This is a genomic window from Sphingomonas sp. TX0543 (assembly GCF_048565505.1).
Taxonomy (GTDB): Bacteria; Pseudomonadota; Alphaproteobacteria; order Sphingomonadales; family Sphingomonadaceae; genus Sphingomonas.
In genome coordinates this window covers 208,844-234,565 of record NZ_JBLZUS010000003.1, presented here as the reverse complement: position 1 = coordinate 234,565, position 25,722 = coordinate 208,844, and the positions used below count along the sequence as shown (strand labels likewise).

The 25,722-nt window shown below is 64.9% G+C and carries 20 protein-coding genes; 12 read left to right on the top strand and 8 right to left on the bottom strand.

The window, feature by feature from the left end:
* Position 1: 1 nt before the first annotated feature.
* Positions 2-1,516 carry a catalase gene (locus ACM61V_RS18905; RefSeq protein WP_419714478.1) on the top strand — a complete coding sequence of 505 codons (1,515 nt, stop codon included), beginning with the start codon at positions 2-4 and terminating at the stop codon, positions 1,514-1,516.
* A gap of 425 nt (positions 1,517-1,941) precedes the next feature.
* Here the strand turns inward: ACM61V_RS18905 and mgtA are convergent, their stop codons facing one another.
* Positions 1,942-4,500, bottom strand: a complete 2,559-nt coding sequence (gene mgtA / locus ACM61V_RS18900; protein ID WP_419714477.1) for a magnesium-translocating P-type ATPase — start codon at positions 4,498-4,500, stop codon at positions 1,942-1,944.
* Between the two features lie 160 nt (positions 4,501-4,660).
* On the opposite strand from mgtA, the gene ACM61V_RS18895 reads away from it, so the two are divergent.
* From ACM61V_RS18895 to ACM61V_RS18875, 5 genes are all read left to right on the top strand, one after another.
* Positions 4,661-5,707 carry a lysylphosphatidylglycerol synthase transmembrane domain-containing protein gene (locus tag ACM61V_RS18895; protein WP_419714476.1) on the top strand — a complete coding sequence of 349 codons (1,047 nt, stop codon included), beginning with the start codon at positions 4,661-4,663 and terminating at the stop codon, positions 5,705-5,707.
* A gap of 72 nt (positions 5,708-5,779) precedes the next feature.
* On the top strand, positions 5,780-6,586 hold the full coding sequence (locus ACM61V_RS18890; protein WP_419714475.1) for a universal stress protein: 807 nt from the start codon (positions 5,780-5,782) through the stop codon (positions 6,584-6,586).
* Positions 6,587-6,629: 43 nt separating this feature from the next.
* Positions 6,630-7,184 (top strand): HdeD family acid-resistance protein, encoded by a 555-nt coding sequence (locus ACM61V_RS18885; RefSeq protein WP_419714474.1) that lies wholly within the window; start codon positions 6,630-6,632, stop codon positions 7,182-7,184.
* A 67-nt stretch (positions 7,185-7,251) separates the two neighbouring features.
* Entirely contained in the window at positions 7,252-9,624 is a 2,373-nt protein-coding gene (locus ACM61V_RS18880; RefSeq protein ID WP_419714473.1) for a phosphoketolase, read from the top strand.
* A gap of 64 nt (positions 9,625-9,688) precedes the next feature.
* Entirely contained in the window at positions 9,689-12,541 is a 2,853-nt protein-coding gene (locus tag ACM61V_RS18875; protein WP_419714472.1) for a cation-translocating P-type ATPase, read from the top strand.
* A 38-nt stretch (positions 12,542-12,579) separates the two neighbouring features.
* Here the strand turns inward: ACM61V_RS18875 and ACM61V_RS18870 are convergent, their stop codons facing one another.
* Both ACM61V_RS18870 and ACM61V_RS18865 read right to left on the bottom strand, forming a co-directional pair.
* On the bottom strand, positions 12,580-13,575 hold the full coding sequence (locus ACM61V_RS18870; protein ID WP_419714471.1) for a DUF6607 family protein: 996 nt from the start codon (positions 13,573-13,575) through the stop codon (positions 12,580-12,582).
* Positions 13,576-13,588: 13 nt separating this feature from the next.
* Positions 13,589-15,811, bottom strand: a complete 2,223-nt coding sequence (locus ACM61V_RS18865; protein WP_419714470.1) for a TonB-dependent hemoglobin/transferrin/lactoferrin family receptor — start codon at positions 15,809-15,811, stop codon at positions 13,589-13,591.
* Between the two features lie 246 nt (positions 15,812-16,057).
* Between ACM61V_RS18865 and ACM61V_RS18860 the strand changes: the two genes are divergently transcribed.
* Both ACM61V_RS18860 and ACM61V_RS18855 read left to right on the top strand, forming a co-directional pair.
* Positions 16,058-16,351, top strand: coding sequence for a plasmid stabilization protein (locus tag ACM61V_RS18860; RefSeq protein WP_419714469.1), 294 nt, complete (start codon positions 16,058-16,060; stop codon positions 16,349-16,351).
* A gap of 115 nt (positions 16,352-16,466) precedes the next feature.
* Entirely contained in the window at positions 16,467-16,871 is a 405-nt protein-coding gene (locus ACM61V_RS18855) for a response regulator (protein ID WP_419714468.1), read from the top strand.
* Between the two features lie 12 nt (positions 16,872-16,883).
* Here the strand turns inward: ACM61V_RS18855 and ACM61V_RS18850 are convergent, their stop codons facing one another.
* Positions 16,884-19,223, bottom strand: coding sequence for a heavy metal translocating P-type ATPase (locus tag ACM61V_RS18850; RefSeq protein ID WP_419714467.1), 2,340 nt, complete (start codon positions 19,221-19,223; stop codon positions 16,884-16,886).
* Positions 19,224-19,388: 165 nt separating this feature from the next.
* Between ACM61V_RS18850 and ACM61V_RS18845 the strand changes: the two genes are divergently transcribed.
* Positions 19,389-19,985 (top strand): hypothetical protein, encoded by a 597-nt coding sequence (locus ACM61V_RS18845; RefSeq protein ID WP_419714466.1) that lies wholly within the window; start codon positions 19,389-19,391, stop codon positions 19,983-19,985.
* Here the strand turns inward: ACM61V_RS18845 and rnk are convergent.
* Positions 19,974-20,396 carry a nucleoside diphosphate kinase regulator gene (rnk, locus tag ACM61V_RS18840; protein WP_419714465.1) on the bottom strand — a complete coding sequence of 141 codons (423 nt, stop codon included), beginning with the start codon at positions 20,394-20,396 and terminating at the stop codon, positions 19,974-19,976. The two genes, ACM61V_RS18845 and rnk, sit on opposite strands and share 12 nt — an antisense overlap.
* Before the next feature lie 227 nt (positions 20,397-20,623).
* The gene (locus tag ACM61V_RS18835; RefSeq protein ID WP_419714464.1) at positions 20,624-20,833 is read right to left on the bottom strand and encodes a hypothetical protein; all 210 of its coding nucleotides are present in this window, start codon (positions 20,831-20,833) and stop codon (positions 20,624-20,626) included.
* Between the two features lie 233 nt (positions 20,834-21,066).
* On the opposite strand from ACM61V_RS18835, the gene cls reads away from it, so the two are divergent.
* Positions 21,067-22,563, top strand: a complete 1,497-nt coding sequence (gene cls, locus ACM61V_RS18830; protein ID WP_419714463.1) for a cardiolipin synthase — start codon at positions 21,067-21,069, stop codon at positions 22,561-22,563.
* A gap of 206 nt (positions 22,564-22,769) precedes the next feature.
* A complete protein-coding gene (locus ACM61V_RS18825) occupies positions 22,770-23,156 on the top strand; it encodes a hypothetical protein (protein WP_419714462.1) in 387 nt (128 codons plus the stop codon).
* Positions 23,157-23,211: 55 nt separating this feature from the next.
* Here the strand turns inward: ACM61V_RS18825 and ACM61V_RS18820 are convergent, their stop codons facing one another.
* Positions 23,212-25,005 (bottom strand): chloride channel protein, encoded by a 1,794-nt coding sequence (locus tag ACM61V_RS18820; RefSeq protein ID WP_419714461.1) that lies wholly within the window; start codon positions 25,003-25,005, stop codon positions 23,212-23,214.
* A 70-nt stretch (positions 25,006-25,075) separates the two neighbouring features.
* On the opposite strand from ACM61V_RS18820, the gene ACM61V_RS18815 reads away from it, so the two are divergent.
* A complete protein-coding gene (locus ACM61V_RS18815) occupies positions 25,076-25,495 on the top strand; it encodes a MarR family winged helix-turn-helix transcriptional regulator (protein ID WP_419714580.1) in 420 nt (139 codons plus the stop codon).
* A gap of 23 nt (positions 25,496-25,518) precedes the next feature.
* Here the strand turns inward: ACM61V_RS18815 and ACM61V_RS18810 are convergent, their stop codons facing one another.
* Positions 25,519-25,704: a hypothetical protein gene (locus ACM61V_RS18810; protein ID WP_419714460.1), complete on the bottom strand. Its 186-nt coding sequence runs from the start codon at positions 25,702-25,704 to the stop codon at positions 25,519-25,521.
* Positions 25,705-25,722: the final 18 nt, after the last annotated feature.

The following is a 25,722-nucleotide window of genomic DNA, read 5'->3' as shown; positions in this document are numbered from 1 at the left end:
GATGTCCGACGAAATTCTGAACAAGGGCACATGCCCCGTCACCCACCTGACCACGGCCTTCGGTGCCCCGGTCCCCGACAACCAGAACTCGCTCACCGCAGGGCCGCGCGGCCCGCTCCTCGCTCAGGATGTCTGGCTCAACGAGAAGCTGGCGAATTTCGTGCGGGAGGTGATTCCCGAACGCCGGATGCACGCGAAGGGCTCCGGCGCCTTCGGTACCTTCACGGTGACCCACGACATCAGCCGCTACACGCGCGCGAAGATCTTTTCCGAAGTGGGCAAGAAAACCGAAATGTTCGCGCGATTCACGACGGTCGCCGGCGAACGCGGCGCGGCCGACGCCGAGCGCGACATTCGTGGCTTCGCTCTCAAATTCTACACCGAGGAAGGCAACTGGGACATGGTCGGCAACAACACGCCGGTCTTCTTCCTGCGCGACCCGCGCAAGTTTCCCGATCTCAACAAGGCGGTGAAGCGCGATCCGCGCACCAATATGCGCAGCGCCACGAACAACTGGGATTTCTGGTCGCTGCTCCCTGAGGCCTTCCACCAGGTGACGATCGTGATGTCGGACCGCGGCATTCCGAAGAGCTATCGCCACATGCACGGCTTCGGAAGCCACACCTACAGCTTCTACAACGAGGCGGGCGAACGCTTCTGGGTCAAGTTCCACTTCCGCACGCAGCAGGGCATCGCCAATCTCTCGGATGAGGAATCCGCGGCCCTGGTCGGCGGCGACCGGGAAAGCCATCAGCGCGATCTCTACGACGCGATCGAACGCGGCGAATTTCCGAAATGGACCATGTTCATTCAGGTCATGCCGGAGGCGGATGCCGAAACCTACCGTTTCCACCCCTTCGATCTCACCAAGGTCTGGTACAAAGCCGACTATCCGCTGATCGAGGTCGGCGAGTTCGAACTGAACCGCAACCCCGACAATTTCTTCCAGGACGTCGAGCAGTCGGCCTTCGCGCCGTCGAACGTCGTGCCCGGCATCGGCTTTTCGCCCGACAAGATGCTTCAGGCGCGTCTCTTCAACTATGCGGACGCCCAGCGGTACCGGCTCGGCGTCAACTATAACCAGATCCCGGTGAACGCCCCGCGCTGCCCGGTCTTCAGCAACCATCGCGACGGCTATGGTCGCGTCGACGGCAACTATGGCGGCCTACCGCACTACCAGCCCAACAGCTTCGGACAGTGGGTCGACCAGCCGGACTATCGGGAGCCGCCGCTCAAAATCCGCGGCGACGCCGATTTCTGGAATTACCGCGAGGACGACGATGATTATTTCACGCAGCCCCGACGCCTGTTCCAGATCATGAGTCCCGCGCAGCAGCAGGTGCTGTTCGAGAACACGGCGCGGGCGATGGGTGATGCCCCTGACTTCATCAAACAGCGCCACATCGACAATTGCACGCGTTGCGATCCGGCCTATGGCGCCGGCGTAGCGCAGGCACTCGGCATGACCGCCAAGGGGCCGGCCGAACTCTCCGCAGAGCCGGAGCTCGCCGACTGATCACGCGCTGACCGGCAATCGCCATGCCTTCCTTCGCGAAGCAGGGCGATTGCCGGCGCATTTGCATATCGGACTACAGCGGGCCGGCAGCACAGTTTCGGCCCGCTATGCGCGCATCCCTGATGATGCGGAGGGCGACCTTCAGGCTTCCCGGCGCCGATCGCGCTCGGCAAAGCGTCCAGAGCCAAGACCCACCGAGAGCATCGAGCATCTTTGCCCGGGAGCAGATGTCCGCGTGCGGGGTGTGAGCACGGACGAAGGAGCATAGGCTCCTAAGCCGTAAATCCGACAGGTGCGGCGCACCGGGCAGTGCGCAGTAGATCAGGTCCAGCTGGCGCTCCCCGCAGGAGATCTGCCGCTTGGTTCGATCGTCGGCCAGGTATCGTGCCGTCGGACGAAACCTCACGCCCGCACCGCATGCACGCCTAGACCGGCATTCTGGTGAGACGCGCGCTCAGGGCCTTTGCGGGTGCCGCGCGGAGCGCATAGCCCTTGAGCAGTTCGGCCGCGGCGAGGTAGATCAGGATGAGGGCCGCAATTCCGGCAACGAGCCCGATACTGGGGCTCGTGAAGCCGAGAAGGCCTGCCCAAGGTCCGAATGGAAGGACCACCGCACTGGCGAGACCGAGAAGGGCGCTCGCCGTCAGCGCGCGATGCGGCTTGCTCCGCCAGAACGGCAGGCTGGTCCGGATCACGAACACCACGAGAATCTGCGATGCCATGGATTCGATGAACCAGGCGGCGCGGAATTCGCCGATGCCGGCATGGACGACGCCAATCAGCAAGGCGAAGGTCGCGATGTCGAAGATCGACGACAGCGGACCCATGATCGCCGTGAAGCGCATGATAGCCGCCATGTCCCAGGCATGTGGCTTGGCAAGATCCTCGCTGTCGGCACCGTCGAGCGGGATACCGATCTGGGAGAGATCGTAGAGCAGGTTGTTGAGGAGAACCTGGACCGGCGTGAGCGGCAGGAACGGCAGCCAGAGCGAGGCCACCGCCATCGTCAGCATATTGCCGAAATTCGAGCTCGTACCCATGCGCAGATATTTCATGATATTCGCATAGGTCCGCCGACCCTCCATGACCCCATCGGCGAGCACGCCGAGGTCAGGCGCGAGCAGGATCATGTCGGCCGCGTCGCGCGCGACGTCCGTCGCGCCATCGACCGACAGACCGACATCGGCCGCGCGGATAGCCGGCGCGTCGTTGATGCCATCTCCGATAAAGCCGACCGTGTGCCCGCGCGAGCGCAAGGCCCGGACGATCCGGGTCTTCTGATCGGGTGTGACGCGGGCGAATATATCGACTTCCTCGACCCGGGCGGCCAAAGCCTGATCGCTGAGGTGGGCGATCTCGCTGCCGGTCAGCATCCCGTTCACGGGAAGGGCAAGCGTGCCGACGAGATGACGCACCACCGGCGCTGCATCGCCGGAAATAACCTTGATGGCGACCCCGGCAGCCTCGAGCCGTGCCACCGCGTCGGTGGCGCTCGGCTTCGGCGGATCGACGAACACGCAGTATCCCGCGAACGTCAAACCATCGTCATCGTCGTTTTCGATGCGCTCCCGACCCGGGGCGTCCTTCCACGCGACGGCCAGCAGGCGCAGGCCTTCCGCCGCACGCTCGTCATGAAGGCACATGATCCGTTCGCGCAGTGCCTCGTCAAGCGGTACACTCCTGCCTTCGGCGGTCTCGGCGGCGTCGCAGAGCGCGAGCAGCGTTTCCGGCGCTCCTTTGACGATTTCGATGCGATTTCCGCCCTGCTCGGCAAGTACCGACACCCGCCGGCGCTCGAAGTCGAACGGTCTTTCGTCGATCTTGGTCCAGCCCGTCAGTTCCTCTTCCGCCATATGCTCGAGCAAGGCCTCGTCGAGGGGGCTCTTGAGGCCGCTCTCGAACCGGGCATTCACCGCGGCGAGCTCGACAACGCGTTCACAATCACGGCCGTCCAACCCAGGGTGACCGACGAGCGTGATGTGGGCTTCGGTCAGCGTACCCGTCTTGTCCGTGCACAATATGTCCATCTGGCCGAGATCGTGGATCGAGGAGAGACGCTTCACCACCACCCGGGCGGCCGCCATCCGCTGTGCCCCGCGCGACAGCGCGACCGTCATGATCATCGGCAGCAGTTCCGGCGTGAGCCCGACTGCGAGTGCCATCGCAAACAGGAAGGACTGCAGGGGTGGCCTCCCGAGCGCGAGATGAGCGAGCAGGACGAACATGACGAGAAACACCGTCAGGCGAACGATCAGCATCCCGAGACGATGAATCCCATGCTCGAAAGCGGTGGGCGGCGGCGCCTTGTGCAAAGCTCCCGCGATTGCTCCCAGCCTGGTTCGCTTGCCGGTCGCGACGACCAGCATCTGAAGCGAGCCTGCAATCAGCGACGTACCATGGAAGACCGCACCAACGGTGTCGTCGTCACCCGAACCGGCCTCGGCGGGCTGCGGTGTCTTCTCGACCGGGTATGGCTCGCCGGTGAGAAGGGCCTCGTTCACTTGCGCCGCGTTCGCCGAGAGGACGATGCCGTCGGCAGGAACCAGGTCGCCGGCGCTGAGCGCGACGACGTCGCCAGCGACAATCTCCTCGACCGGCATCTCCGCGAACACGCCATCGCGCAAGATCTGGGCGCGCAGGGCGATCGACTGGCGAAGCGCGTCGGCCGCTATCTGCGCCCGGTGCTCCTGCACCATGTCGAGAAGTGTCGAGAGCAGGATCACCGCTGCGATGATCGTGAAACTGACGAGATCGCCCGTAATCCCAGCGACAGCCGACGCCGCGAGGAGGATAAGGACGAGCGGATTGGCGAGGCGCCGGACAAGGTCGAACAGAAGCCTTCGATGTTCAGCCGCGCCGAGGCTGTTCGGACCGTCGCGCTCCAGCCGCTCGGCGGCGCTTTCCGTCGACAGGCCCGCAGGAGAACTCGCGACCGCTTCGAACGATGCTTTGGCGGACGAGGTCCAGAATCTCGTTTCGGTCATACGGCGCCTGCGCCCCCTTTGCTGGGCCAAACGGGGCCGCAGATTGTGACGTAGCGGCCTGCGGCATCAGCTCAATTTTCCCAATCCGCAATGCTACGTAACGACGCGCGAGCGTTGATGACGCAGGTTCGCCGCGGCTCCTGGAGGCAGGCAAAGGGCGATGCATGTAGACGCACAGGTTCGGGACAACCCGGAGCCGGAACGGGCAGGCGGCGGTGGCTGGCGCTCCTGGTTTTTCGGCATCGTCATCGTGGCCGCACTGGTCGGGGCTGTGCTCCATTTCGGCGAAATCCAGAATTTCGCTCACCTCGTTACGCGCGCGCAGCCGCTCTGGCTGGCTCTGGCGCTTCTCCTGCAGATTTCGACCTATGTGAGCGTCGCAGCCGGTTGGTCCGCCGTCCTCGCAGCGGCCGGCACGCCCCGACCGCTCCCTCGCCTGGCCCGCATCGCGGTCGGAAAGCTATTCGCGGACCAGGCGGTGCCCAGCGCAGGGATGGGCGGCAATATCCTGCTGGTCGACCAGCTTTGCGCACTTCGCGTCAAGCGCGGTACCGCGGTCGCTGCCCTGCTGATATCGATGATTGGCTTTTACGCGGCCTACGCCCTCTTTGCCCTGGTCATGCTGGCGCTCCTGTGGCTGCACAACAAGGCGACGCCGCTCATGGCCGGTACCGTCACGACATTCCTGCTTGTTGCGCTTGCCATTCCGTCTTTGGCGCTCTGGCTTCGCCACCGCGGCAGCGCGCCCTTGCCGCCGCGTCTCGAGCGGATCGGCGTGGTCCGCGCCTTGCTCGACTCGGTAGCTCAGGCGCCTTCCAGCCTGGTCGCAAACCGCCATCTCCTGCTCGTCGTGACAGCCTGCAACGCGCTCATATTCCTTGCCGATGCCGGCTCCTTCTTCGCGTGCCTGCGCGCACTTGGACAGCCGGTGTCGCCTGTAACCGCCTACATCGCGCTCATCATGGCCTCGATCGTCGTCACGCTCGGGCCTATTCCGCTGGGCCTTGGAAGCTTCGAGGCAACCGCGGTCGCGACGCTTCGGCTCTTGGGGACGCCCGTCGAGGCGGCGTTCGCGGGGACCATGCTGCTTCGCCTGCTGACCCTCTGGCTGCCGCTGATCCCCGGCATGATCATCATGCGATCCGGCCTGAAGCGGCGCAAGCGGCGCCCGGAACGTGCGATCAGACCGGCCGCGCGGCATCCGTAGAGTCACTAATACCGACGCCCGAACGGAACGATCAGAACAGTCTCAAATCAGCCAGGTGCGATGGAGACGGCCATGAAGAATGTTCTTTTGCTGCTGCACGACGATGTCGGCCAGGAAGCCCGCTTGCAGGCGGCACTCGACCTGACACGCGCGCTCGACGGGCATTTGACCTGCCTCGATGTGGCCATGCTCCCGGCCCTCGTAGGCGATCCTTATTGTCCGGACGGCGGCGCCATCCTTTTGCAGGAAGAGCGGGCGCGAGAGAGCGTCAATCGCACCCATGTTCGCGAGCGTCTGGAGCATGAGGATGTGTCCTGGGATCTTGCCGAAGTCACGGGCGACCTCTCGACCTGCCTCAAGGATGCGGCAGGGCTTGCCGATGTCATCGTCGTCAACCGCAAGCTCGACGAATTCCCCTATCCGGACATGCGCGAGCTGGCCGGCGAGCTAGTCGTCAAGTCCGGCAAGCCGGTTATTGCCGTTCCGGACAACATCCGCAGCTTCAACGCCGTCGGCCGCGCGATCGTCGCCTGGAACGGCTCCCCGTCGAGCATGGCCGCGCTCCACGCCGCAACCCCGCTCCTGAAGCTCTCGGAATCCGTCATCATAATCGAAATCGATGATGGCTCGCTGCAGACGCCTGCCCGCGAGGCCGCCGCCTATCTGTCGCGCCACGGCGTGCATGCGCTCATCCGCCTCGAAAAATCGCATGGCCGTCCGACCGGCGATATCCTGATGTCCGAAATCAGGGATCGCAGCGCCGAGTATCTCGTCATGGGCGGGTTCGGCCATCGCCGTCTCGCCGAAGCGCTGTTCGGCGGCGTCACGCGCACTCTCCTCGAGAAGAGCCCGGTGCCGCTCTTCCTCGTCCACGGCTGACCCAAGAAGCGCACCGCAGCCATCAGCCCATTGGAGTCGATCGATGACCATGGCCGCCGCGAACTGGGACCAGATGAAATGGCGCCCAAGCCATTCGAACTGGGGATGGGTCGCCGGCTACGGCGCGGCCCTGCTTGCGCTCGGCATCATTCCCTTCCTGCAGCCAGTGCTGGCTGGCCTCGCGCTTGCCTGGATCGTCGGTTTCGTCCTCATCCTCGCCGGTGTTCTTGCCCTGTGGGCGGGCCTGTCAGGTCGCGGCTGGCGCAGCCACTGGCTCGACTTGGGGATCGGCGCCCTGTCGATCGTGGTTGGCGGGGCGATGCTCGCGAGCCCGATCTTCGGTGCCTTGTCCCTCGCGTGGATGCTCGGCTTCTGGCTCGTCATATGCGGTGTGGCCGAACTGGCCGCCATTTCGACCATGCGCCTCCATCGTGGCTGGCTTGCCCTTCTCGGGATCATCGATGTGGTGCTCGGGTTCTTCCTGTTTGCCGCCGACCCCGTCACCGCGCTCGCCTTTCTCGGTTTCACGATAGGGCTTAGCCTCGCCTTCCGCGGGGCCTCGCTCCTCTTCCTGGGTCTGCGCCTTCGGCGCTATTGAAGCAGGCGCTCGGCGCCCTTGCGGGCTTTATGCATCATCCGCTCCGACAATATCTGGCGAGACAATCATGGCTGACGCGACCCAGGATGGATCGGGCTTGGTGACCGACCACGAACTCCGGCTGATCGATGCTTGGTGGCGCGCGGCGAACTATCTGAACGTCGGGCAGATCTATCTCTCGGCCAATCCGCTTCTGCGCGAACCGCTCAGGCCCGAGCATATCAAGCCGAGGCTTCTCGGCCATTGGGGCACGTCGCCCGGCCTCAATCTCGTTTATGCTCATCTCAATCGGTTGATCCGAAAATATGACCTCGACGCGATCTACATGGCGGGTCCTGGTCATGGTGGTCCGGCCATCCTTGCCAATGTCTGGCTCGAGGGCACCTACAGCGAATTCTATCCGGACGTGACGCGCGATGAGCCCGGCATGCTCCGGCTGTTTCGCCAGTTCTCGACGCCAGGAGGCGTCCCCAGCCACGTCAGCGTGCCGACCCCGGGTTCGATCCATGAAGGCGGCGAGCTCGGCTATGTTCTGCTCCACGCCTTCGGCGCCGTCATGGACAACCCGGACCTGCTCGTGGCGGCCGTCGTCGGCGACGGCGAAGCGGAAACGGGACCGCTCGCGGGCAGCTGGAAAAGCGTCGATTTCGTCAATCCCGCCCGGGACGGCGCGGTCCTGCCGATCCTCCACCTCAATGGCTACAAGATCTCCGGTCCGACCGTCTGGGGGCGCCGCAGCGATGAGGACATCGCCAAGTTTCTGGAGGGTCAGGGCTATGCCCCCCTGTTCGTCGAAGGCGACGACCCGGCGGTCGTCCACCGGGCCTTTGCACATGTGCTGGAAACGGCCGTCCTGCGTATTCGCGCCATCCAGGAACGCGCCCGGGCGGGGGGACTGGACGGCGAGCCGCGCTGGCCGGCGATCGTGCTCAGGACGCCGAAGGGCTGGACTGGCCCTAAAATCGTCGACGGCGTGCAAATCGAGGGGACATTTCGCGCGCACCAGGTGCCCGTCTCGGAGGTCAGGACCAATCCCGAGCATCTTGCGATCCTCGATGCCTGGATGCGCAGCTACCGTCCCGAGGAACTGTTCGATGCCCAAGGATGCCTGAAGCCCGAAATCGCGGCGCTCGCTCCAGCCGGTCCACGACGCATGGGCGCGAATCCGCACGCCAATGGCGGCCTCTTGACCGAGGATCTCGAGCTGCCCGACTTTCGCGGCTATGCGCTTCGCGTCGCGGAGCGGGCGCGGGAGAGAGCCGAATCCACGCGCGTACTGGGCCAGTATCTGCGCGACGTCTATCGCGCCAATCCGACCAATTTCCGCCTCTTCTGTCCCGACGAGACCAATTCGAACCGGCTTGGCGCCGTCTTCGAGGCGACAGACCGCTGTCTGGTCAGCCGGACCGGGCCCGACGACGATCATGTCTCGCCGAGCGGGCGCGTGATGGAGGTCCTCAGCGAGCATTGCTGCCATGGCTGGCTGGAAGGCTACACGTTGACCGGACGGCACGGCCTCTTCGCGACCTACGAGGCCTTTGCGATGGTCGCGGATTCGATGGCGATCCAGCACGCAAAATGGCTCGAACATGCCCGGCGTGTACCCTGGCGCGCGGACGTGCCCTCGCTCAACTACCTGCTGACCTCGACCTGCTGGCGCAACGATCATAACGGGTTCAGCCACCAGGGACCGGGCTTCATCGACACGATCATCCACCGCAAGCCCATCGTCGCGCGCGTCTATCTGCCGCCCGACGCGAACTGCCTCCTCTCGGTCGCAGACCACTGCCTGCGAAGCCGCAACTATCTGAACCTCATCGTCATCGACAAGCAGCCCCAGCTCCAATGGCTGACCATCGACGAGGCCGAGGCCCATTGCGCGCGCGGGGCGGGCGTCTGGGACATGTACAGCAATGGCGCCGAGGCGCCCGACATCGTGCTGGCCTGCGCCGGCGACATCCCGACGCAGGAAACCGTGGCGGCCGCCTGGCTTCTCCGGCGCCATGCGCCCTGGCTCCGGGTCCGCGTGGTCAACATCGTGGATCTGATGCGGCTATGCCCGGCCGAGCGTCACCCCCATGGCATGAGTGATGCCGATTTCGTCGATATCTTCACGGCGACGGCGCCCGTCCTCTTCGCCTTCCATGGCTATCCTGGCGTCGTCCATGACCTGTTGCACGGCCGCTCCGCGCACGATCGCTTCCACGTGCGGGGCTATAACGAGGAAGGTACCACCACGACCCCCTTCGACATGGTGGTCCTCAACGGCATCAGCCGGCTGCAGCTCTGCATCGACGTGCTACGCTATGTTCCGCGTGCGCTGGCCGAGTGCGGCGACCTTCTAGCCCATTGCCAGAGGCTCCTCGCGGAGCACCAGCGCTATACCCGCGAGCATTTCGAGGACCTGCCGGAGATCGCCGACTGGACTTGGTCGGACTGATCGTGAAGCGACCGGGGGAACGATGAGAATGGCTCCGCTGGTTCCCGCGCGTTAGCTTCGCTGTATGTCGCCGCCGCGTTCTTTCACCCCGGCAAACGATGCCTCGCTTGAAGAGGCGCTGCTCGTCGCGCAACGGTTTGGCGTCGATCCCGCGACCGGCCTTTCGCCAGAGGAAGCAGACCGGCGCCTCGCGGAATTCGGGCCGAATGCCCTCCGATCGCGAAAGCCCGTGCCGTTGTGGCAGCGCATCCTCGTGCAATTCCAGGATCCGCTTGTCTATCTTCTGCTGGTTGGTGCTCTGGTGGCGGGTGGAGCCTGGCTCATCGAGCGGGCGGAGAGCTGGCCGATCGACGCGGTTGTCATCGTGACGGTCATCTTGCTCAATGCAGCACTCGGCTTCGTTCAGGAAAGCAAAGCGGCCGATGCGGTCGCTGCGCTTTCCCGGATGACGGCGGCAAATTCCTCCGTCCTTCGCGGAGGCGAGCGGCAGCGCATTCCGAGCACGGATCTGGTCCCGGGCGATATTCTGATCCTCGAGGAAGGCGATGCGGTGGGAGCCGACGCAAGGTTGCTCGGTGCCGCAGCCCTGAAAATCCAGGAGGCCTCGCTGACCGGAGAAAGCGAGGCGGTCTTCAAGGACGCCCGTCCGCTGGCCGCTCCGGTCCCGCTCGCCGATCGAGCCTCGATGGTCTTCAAGGGAACCGCAGTGGTCCAGGGCAGTGGCCGCGCTGTCATCATCGCGACCGGCATGGACACCGAGATGGGCCTCATCGCCACTCTCATCGACGAGGCCGTCGAGCAGCCGACGCCGCTGCAGATGGAAATCGCGCGCATCGGCCGCATGCTCGGGATTGCCGTCATCGCAATCGCCGTCGTGGTCGTTGCGACAATCCTCATCGTCTCGCCGATCAAGACGATGGGGGATCTTGTCGCGGTGCTGCTCCTGGGGGTCTCGCTCGCGGTGGCTGCCGTTCCGGAAGGTCTGCCAGCCATATTGTCGCTGGTTCTGGCCCTCGGCGTCCAGCGCATGGCCGCCCGCAATGCCGTGGTGAAGAACCTCACGTCGGTCGAGACGCTCGGCGCGGCCACCGTCATCTGTTCGGACAAGACCGGCACGCTCACGCGGTCGCAAATGACGATACAGCGCATCGCGACCGCCTCTGGAGACAGTCACGTCTCCGGGGTGGGCTATGCGCCGCATGGCGATGTCATGACCCTCGACCACGAACCAGTCCTCGGGCAAGCCCGGGCCGAGCATATCGTCGTTCTGAGCGGCGGCAGTCTTGCGGGCAATGCGGGGCTCGCGCAGGCGAATGATGGCGAATGGGAGATACGGGGCGATCCGACCGAAGCGGCGTTCCTCGTCGCCGAGCGCAAACTCGGGCTCGATGCGCGCCGGAAGGCGCGCTTCGAGCGTGTCGCCGAGATCCCCTTCAGCTCGGACCGCAAGATGATGTCGAGTATCGAGCGGGATCTCGAGCACGACGGCGAGCTGATCATCGTCACCAAGGGCGCACCCGATGTCCTTATCGGGCGGTGCAGTCATGTTCGCGTAGGGCTGGCGGTGTTGCCCTTTGACGATTCTCGCCGGGCCCAGGCGCTTGCCGATGTCGAACGGCTATCCGGCGAAGCACTGCGAACGCTCGCGGTCGCCTATCGCCTCCTCCCCGTGGGCGAGCAGCGGCCGGAGCCCGACGAATCTCTCGAGCAGGATCTCGTCTTCGTCGGCACCGTCGGCATCATCGATCCGCCGCGCGAGGAGGCGGCCATCGCGATCGCCGAAGCCCACGGCGCGGGTATACGGGTGATGATGATCACCGGCGATCACCCGCGGACGGCCTCGCGCATCGCCATGCAGCTCGGTATCGCAGACGCGGACGGGGAGGCTCTGACCGGGGCTGACCTGGATAAGCTCGACGAAGCTGGCTTCGCGGCCGCCGTCCGCTCGACATCCGTCTATGCGCGCGTCTCCCCAATCCACAAGCTGCGGATTGTCGACGCGTTGCAGGCCGATGGTCACATCGTCGCGATGACCGGTGATGGTGTGAACGACGCACCCGCGCTCAAGGCCGCCGACATTGGCGTGGCGATGGGGATCACCGGCACCGAGGTCACCAAGGAAGCCGCCAAGATGATCCTCGCCGACGACAATTTCGCGACGATCGTCGCCGCGGTTCGCGAGGGCCGCGCCATCTTCGACAATATCCGGAAATTTCTCCGCTACCTTCTGTCCTCGAACATGGGGGAAGTGCTGACGGTTTTCCTGGGTGTCGTGGGTGCGAGTATCATCGGCCTCGACAGCGCAAGTGGCGGCGGCCAACTGGTCGTGCCTCTGCTGGCGACTCAGATTCTCTGGATTAATCTTGTCACCGACTCTGGACCGGCGCTCGCGATGGGTGTCGATCCGGAGACCAACGCAGTGATGGCGCGGCCGCCGCGCGGGAAACAGGACCGCGCGATAGACGGCCGAATGTGGCGCGGCGTGGTTGCGGTCGGCCTTGTGATGGCGCTGGCCGCTCTCCTGACGATCGACATCCTTCTGCCGGGCGGCCTCATCGAGGGCACCTCTTCATTGGAAGAGGCGCGCACGGCGGGATTCACGGTGTTGGTCCTCGCCCAGCTCTTCAACAGCTTCAACGCACGGTCGGAAACCGTCAGCGCCTTCAAGGGGCTCTTTGCCAATCGCTGGCTATGGGCCGCCGTCGCCCTCTCAGCGTTGCTGCAGGTAGCAGTTGTGGAACTGCCGTTCCTCAACGCGGCCTTCAGCACCGAGCCGCTTTTGCCGGCTCATTGGATCTTGTGCGTCGGAATGGCCAGCATCGTGCTTTGGGTGGCGGAGTTGCGCAAATTCGCCCTGCGCCGCAAGGATTTCGCCTATATCAGCGGGCAAAGCGAAGTTGCCTCACTCCGACCTTGAAACATGCCGTCAAATAGTACCGACCTTGCAGTTGCCCTTCATCGCCTCGTCACCTCGGCAATCACAGCGCGGCCGCGCTGGATGGCGGCGGCTGTCGTCAGCTTGCGCTGCTGCAGCTGATCGGCAAGATCCATCAGCCGTTCGCCCGACGCGGAGCCGGTTTCCGCGACTTCGGCCACCGAGACGCCATGATCGCGCGTGACGGCATCGTCCCAGGCGGTCCTGATGGACGCCCAATAATCCTTGGTCGCGGTCCAATAGGCGTCTGCGGCGGCGACATCGAAGTCCTCCGCCTTCGCGTAGGTGTTGAGGACGGATTCCTGGACAAACGGGACGATCTTTCCATTGCCATTGCTGCCCGGTTCAGGCCCCATCTTGATATTGTCCTGCCAATGGATCCAGCCGGTTGGCGAGGGTGAGTGCCGGTTGATCGCGAGATAGCGATCGTAGGGCGGGTTGCGCACAGCGTCCCGGCGCGCGAGCGGCCGCCACGTCCAGCTGCTGCGCCAGCGGCGAACGCCGCCTTCCTCCGTCCACTGACCCCAGCCGCCATAGCGCGGGCTGTCGTCCGTCTGCCAGACCGTCTGCGACCAGCGGCCGGCACGCATGGCTGGTGGGACCGCCTCTAGGTTCCAGCGCCCCTTGCCGGCATAAGAGAGGACATTCTCGGGCTCATAGGTCCAGTCCTGCCGCCAATGCTTGATGACATGGACCTTTCCAGCATCGTCCTTCACGACCAGCAGATGCTGAAGCACGATACGGCGCCCGCTGTCCTCAATCACGCGGACGCTTTCGTGCCCGCCCGATACCTTGGGGTCGATCGGCGTGTAGTCGCTGCGCCACGGCGTGGTCTCGCGCATGTCGAAGGTGACCTTGTAGTTTCCGGCCATCGCGAGAATGGACGCGCGGTCCGCCTGAAATGCCGCGGCCTGCGCCGTCGCATCGGTTTGGGCAACCGGAGCATCGGCATATGCCGGAACGGCGCAGAGAAGGCTGGCCGCAAGCAGTGCGGACCGGAAGAGTGGTGTTTTCATTTTCGTCCCCAATTCAGAAGCGGGCGCTCAGCGAGACGCTGACGTTGCGGCCGGGTTGCGTGTAGGCGTCGGTCACCGGCGAGCTTGCCGCAAGACCGCGGACATCGCTCCACCAGGCGTATTTCCGGTCGAAGATGTTGAAGAGGCCGGCCCGCACGGTGAAGGTCTCGCCGAGGCGAACATAGGCCGTCGCGTCGAGGATCGTGAACGCCCCCGGACGGAAGCAGGGCGAGCCGCTGCAGATCGTCGTCGGCCCCGTCACGTCGACATAGGTTGTGCGCCCCAGCTCCTTCTGAGCGCTGTGGGTGGCAATCAGCTGGCCGCCGAACCGGCCGCCCGGATCGTCATAGCCCACACCGAAGACGAGCTTCAGCGGATCGATCGTCGAGAGGGGGGAGTGGACGCCATTGCCGTCGATCACCGTTCCAGTCGCATAGCTGATCGCCATCCGGCCGGAGAAACCGCCCCGGGCTCTCAGGTCGAGCTTTCCTTCGATGCCCTCGATCCGCACGCGGTTGAGGTTGATGAACTGGAATACCGCAGGGTTCGTCGGCGTGAAGCCGCCGCTCACCACCTGCTGGCTGATGAAGTTCTTATACCGGCCTGTGAACCCCGTGATCCCTGCGTTCACAGGCCCCTTGGCGAAGCGCACGCCGCCTTCCCAGGTCTCGCTCGTCTCGGGACGCAGATTGGGATTGGGGATCGAGGTGTAGCCCTGGGCGAGGTTCTCGAAGAACTGGTTGACCTGGCTTGGCGAGGGCGCCTCGAACCCGCGCGCATAGTTGGCGAACAGGCTTGCTCCCTCGACCAGCTTCACGACCCCGCCGATCTTCGGGCTGAGCCGCGAGCCGTCCTGGCCCGCCGACTTGAAGGTCGCAAGCAGCGGATCGTCCTTCGGATCGAGCTTGTAGTAGTCGAACCGAATGACGGGGTACAGGGTCACCCTGCCGTCGGCGAAGGCCAGTTCGTCTGCCAGGTAGCCGCCGGCGAGCGTATAATCGGTGACGGGAAACGCCCTGGTCGGGAAAACATCCGGCGGCGTCGGTACTGTGCCGCTGCGCAGACCCTGCTGGCGCGTGATGCTGACATCGCCGCCATAGACGAGACGATGCTGCACGGAACCGGTCGCAAAGTCGCTGCGCAGTTCTGCGCTGGTGCCCAGCACGCGGTTCTCGAAGGTGTTGAGGCGAGTACGGTCGGCGGCCGTATTGCGATCCTCCGCCGTGAATTGTTCGTTCTTGCCCTCCTGATACCAGAGCGTCACCTGCGCTTCGTCGATCGCGCCCGCCCCGCGATAGCGCCAGTCGAGGCTGACGCGGTCGCGCCGCGTCTTGTCGCGCGCCTGGAGACCGAGCACGCTGGTAGCGCTTGTGGCGACCGGCGCCACCCCGCTCAGGACATTGGTGCGGACATGATCGTCGAGATGATCGACCGTCAGGCGAATGCGATGCGCATCGCTCGGGCTCCAGACGATCTTTCCAAGCAAGGCATTCGATCGCGTGTCCTGCGGATTGGGCGTCGTGCGGGTGGAGTTTGGCGCGTCGTTGGTGCCCTTGTTGTCGAGTTCGTGCCCGTCGCGCCGTGTATAGGCGAGCAATGCCGACCAGTCGCCGCTGCGCCCCGCGAGGATCGCGGTTTCACTGAACTGATCGTCCGCGGAATCGTAGGCGCCGCGCACCAGGCCCGCGATCGTCTTGTGGCCGGTCAGGAAATCGCTTGGATCGCTGGTGATGAAACTGACCGCCCCGGCAAGGCCGTCGCTGCCGTATAGCGCGGAGGCGGGGCCCCGCAGGATCTCCACCGACTTGATGAGGCCGACATCGACATAGTCGCCGCGCCCGGCCGACTGTGCCCCGAAGTCGAAGCCATCGGGGACGCGGACGCCATCGACCTGAATGAGGACCCGGTTACCCTCGATTCCGCGGATGTTGAAACCGGCATTGCCATCGCGGCCGGTCGAACCCAGCGCCGCACCAAATCGGGTAGGCGCCCGGCGAACGCTGACGCCGGGCTCGAACCTGACAAGGTCCTTGACGTCCGAGACCATCTCGTCGGCGATCTGCTTGTCGTCGATGACCGTGACGGTGGCGGGCACGTCGACGATCGGCTGCGGCAGCCGGGTCGCGGTGACCGTGATCGTGTTGGACGGGTTGGGGCGTACCAGAGGATCGCCGTCCTGGGCGAGCGCAGCGCTCCCGCCCGCCGCGTACAGCGCAATAGCGGATGCCGCCGCCATGTTTCGCGATATCGCGATCCAGCGCCTCGCTCCTATTACAGTTCGACAATCGCCCATCTTCGCCCCCAACATATATGCGAGTGATTCGCATTAGCGATTAAGAGCGATCGGACCTTGGGTCAATATGAGGGCGTTACCGGATTGCCTCGCGCGGACTGGTTTCGCGCGGAGGGAGACGGGGACGGCCGTGAACGGTTCCGCGACGAATGCGTTCTCCCAGATGGCGCACGCAAGAGGAGCGAGATGATGCCACGAGGTGACAAGAGCAGCTATACCGACAAGCAAAAGCGTCAGGCCGAGCATATCGAAGAAGGCTATGAGGACCGAGGCGTTTCCAAGAAGGAAGCCGAAAGCCGCGCCTGGGCCACGGTCAACAAGGAAAGCGGAGGCGGAAAGAAATCGGGCTCTGGCCGGGGTCATTCCGAAAATCACGCATCGTCGCGGAAAGGTGGGCGCAAGAGCGGCGCGAGCCGGAGTAGTAGCGATCGGTCGGCCGCGGCGAAGAAAGGCTGGGAGACGCGCCGGAAAAACAAGTCCTGAGCTTCACTCCCGCCGATCGGCCTTCAGCGACTTTGATCTGGGTTTATTTACCATATTTGTGTATCGGGGCTCCCGGGAGCGTGCAGAAAGACACGTGTTGCAGGGGGGCGCCGGCTTGGCACAGCAAGGCCATACCGTACTCGTGGTGGACGACGAACCACTGATCCGACTGATGCTCGAAGATCTGCTCGATGCGGACGGCTATGACGTTCTCGACGCGGCCGATGCCGACCAGGCCCTCACCGTTCTCGCGCATTGTCCCGATATCCGCGTAGTCTTGACGGACATCCAGATGCCGGGCTCGATGAACGGCCTCGAACTGGCGCATGTCCTGCGCGGAAGCAATCCAGATCTCGGGCTTATCATTGCCTCTGGCGCGACCTTTCCGCCCCGGTCCGATCTGCCGGCCGGCGCGCGCTTCTTCCCCAAGCCTTACGACATGGGCCATATTTCCTGCGCGGTGCGCGAACTGATCGAGGACCAGCGCTTTCCGGCGGAACGAAATCGCTCCGAACGGTAGCGCTCGCTCCCCTCAGAGCTTCATCAGGTTGAGACGCAGCGCGTTCAGGACCACCGTCAGAGACGATAGGGTCATCGCCGCGCCGGCGAACATGGGCGAGAGCAGCGTGCCGTTGATCGGGTAGAGGACGCCGGCCGCGATTGGCACGCCAATGCCGTTGAAGAGAAACGACAGGAACAGGTTCTGGCGGATATTGCGCATCGTCGCCCGGGCAAGGCGATGGGCGCTCACGATCGCCGAGAGATCGCCGCGCGCCAGCGTGATCGAAGCACTCTCGATCGCGACGTCCGTGCCGGTTCCCATGGCGATCCCGACACGCGCGCGCGCCAGGGCGGGAGCGTCGTTGATGCCGTCCCCGGCCATTGCGACATTTCGTCCCTCGCCGGTCAATCGTTCGACCGCGCGCGCCTTGTCCTCGGGTAGCAGCCCGGCGTGGACCTCATCGATCCCGCCCACCTTCTGCGCGACGGCCTGCGCGGTCACTTCATTGTCTCCGGTCAGCATGGCTATTCGGAGACCTTGCCCGCGCAGATAGGCGATCGCCTCGCTCGCCGCCGGCCGCACGGGGTCGGCCACCGCGACGAGGCCCGCAAAGCGGCCGTCAATCGCCACCAGCACGACGCCTGCACCCTGCGCGCGTAATTCCGAGATGCTGGCCAGGGCCGATGTCGCGTCCGCGCCCACGCTTTCCATCTGCGCTTCACTGCCGATCGCGACGATCCTGTCGGCGACCCGGGCCGTCACCCCAAGCCCCGTTTGGGATGCGAACTCGTCGCACGGCGCCAAATCAAGCTTCCGCTCACTGGCCTCCTCGACGATCGCGCGCGCCAGCGGATGTTCCGACCGGCTCTCCACCGCGGCGGCTAGGCCAAGGAGCTGGCTTTCGGACGCATCGCCAAACGTCCTGATCGCGATGACCTTGGGTTTGCCTTGCGTAAGCGTCCCGGTCTTGTCGATCACCAGCGTGTCGACCGAGTCCAGCGCCTGCAGCGCTTCGGCGTTCTTCACCAGGACGCCGGCGCGCGCGCCTCGGCCAGTCCCGACCATGATCGACATTGGCGTCGCGAGGCCAAGCGCGCACGGGCAGGCGATCACGAGGACGGCGATGGCGTTCAGGAGGGCGTGGCCGAAACGGGGTTCGGGACCCACGATCATCCACACGGCGAAGGTCACGCACGCAATGACCAGGATCGCCGGAACGAACCAGCCGGAGACGCGGTCGGCGATCGCCTGGATGGGAGCCCGGCTTCGTTGCGCCTCGGCGACCATGGTGACGATCCGCGAAAGCATCGTTCCGGCACCGACCGCGCGGGCGTCCATCGTGAGTGCGCCGGTACCATTAAGCGTCCCGCCTGTGACCACATCCCCCACATGCTTGGCGACCGGGACCGGCTCGCCGGTAAGCATAGATTCGTCGACATGCGACCGACCCTCGGTGACGACGCCATCGACCGGAATGGCCTCGCCTGGCTTGATCAGCAGACGATCGCCGACGCGAACCTCGGATACGGGCACGATCTCGCTGTTTCCCGCCGTGCCGATGCGCTCCGCGAATTTCGGCGCGAGATCGAGAAGGGCACGGATGGCCCGTCCGGTCGCCGCTCTTGCCCTGAGTTCGAGCAGCTGACCCAGAAGGACGAAGGTGACGACGACCCCCGCAGCCTCGTAATAGACCGGTGCCATGGTCCCATGGGCGTGCAGGCCCATAGGCAGGAAGGCCGGCGCGACCGTCGCTATGAGGCTATAGGCGAAAGCCGCGCCGACGCCCGTCGCGATCAGCGTGAACATGTTGAGGTGGCCCGTGCGGACCGAGATCCAGCCGCGCGTAAAGAAGGGCAGGCCGCACCAGAAGACGATCGGCGCACAGAGCGCGAGCTGCACCCAGGGCGAAAGCCGTGGCGGAACAAGGTGAAGGTCGAGCATCTCGCCGACCATCGCGACCAAGAGCAAGGGCACGCAGAGAATGACTGCGACGATCAGCCTGCGCGTGAAGTCCGCGATCTCGGGATTGGGGCCTTCGTCGGCCGAGGGAAGGGCCGGCTCCAACGCCATGCCGCAGATAGGGCAGGCGCCCGGTCCCTCCCGGCGGATGTCCGGGTGCATGGGACAGGTCCAGACGGCATGGTCTCCCGCCGCGTGGACCGGTTCCTTCGCGCCCGATTGATAGGCGGACGGATCGGCGAGATATTTTGTCCGGCAATGCCCGCTGCAGAAATAGACGTTCTCTGGTCCATCCTGGATAGTGTGCTGCGCCCCGTCGTGACGCACTTCCATGCCGCAGACCGGGTCGCGTGACACTTTACCGGGGGCCGCGCCGGCTTCGCCACAACAGCCGATAGTGTCACCGGGCATCAGAGTTCCTTCCCCTGGAAGGGATCATATGGCGATGACTGGGACCTGCGGATGTAAATGCTCATGTATGACACTTTACCGCGGGGCAAAGTGTCATACACGACAAAAACGACCCGGTGGTTCGGTAGGGATTCACTTTTCGTTCCAACTGTGCATGATTCTTCCATGCTTCACCGACCCGTTCACGCCCAACCCGACAGCGGACCGCTCGACATGCCGGGGCTGCTCGAAGTGCTCGCGCATAATTCGGCCAGGCCGCGCTATGCCTTCATGGTTCTCAACCTGATTGCCAAGGCGGCTGGCGCCAATGGCAGCGCCGGACCCGATGTGGTGCAGGGCGGGGCGGTGACGTCGCTTCGCGACTGGCTCTGCGATGCGCTCACCCCTATGGGCCACCGCGAGCCGGGCCGGATCGCGCTTGCTCACAGGGTCCGGCAGGATTTTGCGGCGGCGGGATCGCTCCCCGCCGATCCGGACGAGGCGGAGCGGCTCGTGGACGAGGAGACCCGCTCTCGCATCCGCACCTCGAGCAAGACCAATATCAGCCGCGCCGTCTCCGATCTTGTGCGTGCCGGGATGATCGTCCGCCACTATCAGGGCTACCGCGTCGATCATCACAATCGCGGTGCACAGCGGCAAGCAGTCTACACCCTAACACCGGTGGCGAGGCGGCTCCTGCAGGTCGAACCCCAGCCGGCGGCCCCGCCGCCGCCGATGCGCCAGGCAAGCTTGCCGCTCTTCGAGGCAGGCTCAGCCCGGTAGCACGGACGGGGCTGGCTGCGTCACCTTGACGATTGTCAGGCGTCGCTGGTGGCCGCTTCGGTCGGGCCACACGATGGATTGTCCCGGCCGAAGGCCGATCAACCCCGCGCCGACCGGCGTCAGGATCGAGACCCGGCCAGCCGAAATATCGGCCTGCCGTGGATAGACGAGCTCCACGGTGCGATCGGCCCCGCTCGCCTCGTCGATGAATTCGACCATCGATCCCATCGTCACGACGTCCCCGGGGATGGCGCTACGCGCATGCACGCTCGCCCGATCGATCTCGCCCAATAGCAAACTGCTGACCTCAGGCGACCGCCCGGCGGCACTCATGGCAAGGTCCGCCAGCGCATCGGCTTCGGTATCGATCATCGTGATGGGCGGCCGTCCGGCCGCATTGCTTCTCGTCATGGTTCCGGCTTCCCGCTGTCTGGAAGCGCCCTGCGGCCAGGTGGCGGCGAGCGCGAAATCAGAAGACTTGCCCCGGGTCCGGAGCGTCACGTGCCGGGGACCCGGGGCTAGATGCCCGCGAGCAGTTGCCCTCCATGGAGGCGAAATCGGAGACGGGCAGCGGAGTGGCGCATAAAGGGATGATGTCGAAGCCGGAGCGCGTAGTCAACGTGCGGGTGGGCGGTGCCTCAATGCGTCCACGGGGTCCGGTCGAGCAGGGCTTCGAGGCGCAGTTCGTCCTCCAGCGACACCACATCGTCTTTCGAAAGAGGCGGCACGCCGGCGACGAGGTCGATCGCCATCTGGAGATGGCCGGCGGCGCAATGCTGATTGCCGGCCCGGTCGAGACGCGCCAGGGCCTGCTTCATCAAGCCGACCGCGATTTCCGTGTCTCCCATGCGTCCTCCCCGGTCAGTCGGATTGTCAACGGCGGAGCAAGCCGTCCACGATCGCGCCGCAAGCGACCGGCGTCGAGCCTATCGCTTCCCATGACGATGGCCAATTTCTGCGCCCGCTCAGGCACAAGCGCAAACGCGTTTCTGTCCATTGCGGTTTATCTGGCTCGACGCCCACCAACCGACCGCACCTTGTGGTATCGTTTCATGCGATCGCCAGGAGCCGACTCTATTCGATGCTTGACCTATTCGCTTCCTCTTCGAGCGCAGCAGCAACCTGGCGCTTTGCCGGCGGTCCCGCCCTCATTCTCTCCCTCGTCCACATCGCATTGGTTCTTGGCTGCGGCCTGCACATTCTGCTGCGGCGACATCGCCAGCCGGAATCGCGCATGGCATGGCTCGTGGTGCTGGCGGCCGTCCCTTACCTCGGAGCCCTTTCCTATCTGATGCTCGGTACGACCAATATCGGAAGGGCGCGGATCGCACGGCTCACCGACAGCGCGAGACACCTGCCGCAGCCCTGTGTCGCTCCCGGATCCGATGGGCCCAACTGCCAGCCGGGTCCGATCGACGACTATAGCGCGCTCTTCCGGGTCGGGCAGTCGATCAGCGGATATGCGCCGGTGGGCGGCAACCGCGCGGAGCTGGCGATCGATTCCGACGCGATGATCGCCTCGCTCGTCCGCGACATCGATGCCGCGAAGGAAACGGTTCACCTGCTCTTCTACATCTGGCTTGGCGATCACAATGGAACCAAGGTCGCGAAGGCCCTGGTCCGCGCGGCGGGACGGGGCGTCGCATGCCGCGCGATGGTCGACGACATCGGTTCGCGCGAATTCATCAAAGGTCCCCTCTGGCGCGAACTCGCGCAGGCGGGCGTGAAACTTCGCCGCGCGCTGCCGGTCGGCAATCCGCTGATCCGCATGATCAACGGCCGGATCGATCTGCGCAATCACCGCAAGCTCGTAGTGCTCGACAACCATGTGACCTATTGCGGCAGCCAGAACTGCGCCGATCCGGCCTTTCTTCCCAAGGCGAAATTCGCGCCGTGGGTGGATGCCGTCATGCGGTTCGAAGGGCCGATCGTTCGTCAGAACCAGCACCTCTTCGCGGTCGACTGGATGGGCAATGGCGGCGACGACATCAGCGGCCTGCTGGCCGAGCCTCTGTCGACCGTAGAGCCCGGCTTCACGGCGCAGGTCGTCGCCACCGGGCCGACCTACCGAAACGCGGCCATGCCCGAGATGTTCGAAGCGCTGATGTATGCCGCCCGGCGCGATTTGTTCATCACCACCCCCTATTACGTCCCGACCCCCGGTGTGCAGGCGGGCCTCTGCGCTGCCGCCCATCGCGGCGTCGACACGACGATCATCCTTCCCGCGCGAAACGACGACTTCGCGATCGGCGGCGCCAGCCGAAGCCACTACGAGTCCCTGCTCGACGCGGGCGTCAGGGTCTTCGAGTACGAAAAGGGGCTTCTCCACGCCAAATCCCTCACGGTCGATGGCGAGATCACCTTCATCGGATCGGCGAACATGGATCGACGCAGTTTCGATCTGAACTTCGAGAACAATATCCTGCTGCATGACACGGCCGTCACGATCGCGATGCGCGCGCGCCAGGACAGCTATCTCAAGGATAGCCGCCAAGTCACGGCAGCCGATGTGGCCGGTTGGAGTGTCGGCCGGCGGTTGTGGAACAACGCCTTGGCGATCGTCGGCCCGGTTCTGTAGATCGCCTCTGCGGCATCGTCATGGGCAGGTATGATTTCGCTGCGCAGGGTGACCAGCAAACGCATGCAGCGCAGGCACGGTCACGACCGATTTGACAGCAAAGATATTGATGGAAGTCCGCAATAGTTTGCGATTTTCTGAGCGCTCCTTTCCGGTAGACGCAGGCCGTCCGCTCGCTCCGCCCTGCTTGCCCGCCCAGGAACGCCATGAACTTGAAGACGCTGATTGCCGCCGCGCTTTTCTGTTTGCTGCCATCCCATCTCCAGGCGCGCGAAGCCGACACGGCTCCTTTTCATTTCCAGAAACTCGAGAGCGACTATGAATGGGACGAAGACCTGGAAAAGCAGCGCGCCGTCGTCGCTCGCGCCGTGCCGCGCGGCATGTCCTTCTGGACCGCCCTGGATATCCTGAAGCAGGCTGGCGCGCGCTGCGTTGGCGATCGCCACGATCCGCAGGTTGCGCGATGCGTATATTCCGACTGGATCACGGTTCACGACTATGGCCGCGCCGACCTCTTCTGGACGGCCGTGGTCAGGCTCGCCGACGGAAAGGTCGAGACCCTGTCGCTCGATCGCGTGGTCGACGAGAAGTGACCGGCCGGTCTGTCGCGGGTCCTCCACACGCCATCACGGCACGCTTGCACATCCGTTAGGCGGGATTTCCCAGACCGGCGGTGGCCCGCGGACCGACATAACGCGTCCGGCCGAGCTCGGCGCGGCGGTTCGCGCTGCGCGCCTTCAGGAGATCGTGCCGCGAGAGGATGCCGAGAACCCGGCGCGTGCCTGGCTCGACGATCGGTATGCGGCCGATCCCGGATTCGATGATCAGATCGGCAACCACGCCGCTCGGCGTGTCGGGGTAGGCGACCGGCTGCATCGCGTCCGAGACCGCATCCGACAGCGGCGTTTGGTCTCCGAGGCGCTCGCTCTGCCATAGCAAAGCGTCGGTACGCGACACGAGCCCGAGCAGGCGACCTTCCGCATCGACAACGGGGTAGCTTCGATGGACAGCCTCGGCCGCGAAGAAAGCAACCGCGGCGTCGACCGTCATCGTTCCCGGCAAGGTCGCTGCAGTGCGAGTCATGATCTGCCCAGCCTGAAGGAGATCGAGCGGATCGACAGTATATTCCTGCAGGATGTGGCGGCCGCGCCGCGCGATCTTCTCCGTCAGGATCGATCGGCGCATCAGCAGCACGCTGACCGCGTAGGCGCCGCCGGCGGCCGCGATGGTGCAGGGTATCGCGTCGAAGTGACCGGTCAGCTCGACGGCGAAGATCGCACCGGTCATCGGCGCACGCATGGCGCCGCTCATGATCCCCGCCATGCCGACCATCGCCCAGAAACCGGCATCGCCGGGTAAGAACTGACCAAGCAGGAAGCCGGCAGAACCGCCCAGAATGAGCAATGGCGCGAGCACGCCGCCAGACGTTCCCGATCCCAGCGCGACCAGCCATACGACCGCCTTCACGACGAGAAGCGCTGCAATCACTCTGAGGGCCAGCGAGCCGCTCAGGATCGCCTCGATGCTGGCATAGCCCGCGCCGAGCACATGAGCGTCGACCAGGCCGCCCAAACCAACGACGATGGCGCCGATCGCGGGCCACCACATCCAATGGCACGGCAATCTGTGGAACAGGTCCTCGACACGGTAAAGCGCGGTCGAAAGCAGCGATGCCTCAAGCCCGACGACAAGGCCAATCCCCGCCGAGGCGAACAGCGCCCAATTGGCGTCGGGCGTCGGCGCGGCCATCGGGAACATGGGGCCTGACCCGATCAGCCAGGGTCGCCATGCCAGCGAAACCAGCGCCGCGACCACCACCGGCACGAAGCTGCGCGGCTTCCACTCGAACAGGAGGACCTCGACCGCGAGCAGGATCGCGGCCAGCGGCGTCCCGAAGATCGCCGTCATGCCGGCCGCGGCGCCCGCCACGAGCAAGGTCTTTCGCTCCGCGGCGCTCAGATGGAAGCATTGCGCGAACAGCGACCCGATCGCGCCGCCGGTCATGATGATCGGCCCCTCGGCGCCGAACGGCCCCCCGCTCCCGATCGAGATCGCCGATGACAAGGGCTTGAGCAATGCCACTTTCAGCGAGAGCCGGCTCTCGCCGAACAGGATCGTCTCGATCGCCTCCGGTATGCCGTGCCCGCGAATCTTGTCCGACCCGAAGCGCGCCATCAACCCCACGATCAGGCTGCCGATGACCGGGATGACCACGACCAACCCGCCAACCGATGCCTCCGTGATCACCACCGGATCAGCCGACAGACGGCCGAACCAGAAGAGGTTGGTCGCGATCGCTATGAGCTTGACCAGGATCCAGGCGCCCATGGCGCCACCTGTTCCCACCACGATCGCCATTGCCGCCAGCATGATCATGCGGCGATCGACGCTATGGTCGGCGAGCTGGTGACCTTCGACGGCGCGCGGAGGCGTAAGTGACATGAGTCGGCTGCAATCCTGTGACGTTGGCACGCCGCAATATATCGTGCTACGATATAATTCAATCGAGGGGATGACATTGAAATCGAAGAACAAGCCGCTGGGCGATGCGGATTATGCGGCGCTGGCCGCGTTCCGGCACGCGATCCGCCAGTTCCAGGCGTTCAGCGAGCAAAAGGCGATCGAGGTCGGCCTGACACCGCAGCAGCATCAGGCGCTGCTCGCGATCCGGGCCTGCCGCCCGGAGGATGCGAGCGTCGGACATGTCGCCGAACGTCTCATCCTCAAGCCGCACAGCGCGACGGGCCTCGTCAACCGTCTGGAAGCTCTCGAACTCATCGTCCGCACGGTGCCCAGCGACGATCGCCGCCGCGCACTGCTGCGCCTCACACCCAAGGCCTATGCCGTGCTCGATGCGCTCTCGCTCGTGCATCGCGGGGAAATTCAGCGCATGCGGCCGCTTCTCGGCGAGATATTCGCCCAACTCGACTGAGCGGCGAGTCCGACGTTGCGGCGTTAGCGGCGGATGCGTCCGAGCGCGGTGAGCGCGGCCCGCACCAGGAAATGGCGCTCGGCCGGAACCAGCGCGCGATCCGCGAAAATCTCCCGCCGCATACGGTCGGCGACCCGTCTGACCTCGCCGCGGCTTGGCGGTCTGGCCTCGCCCAGGCAGGCGGTTATCGCAGGATAGTGTCCGTTCATGGCTTCTCTCCGCTGGGG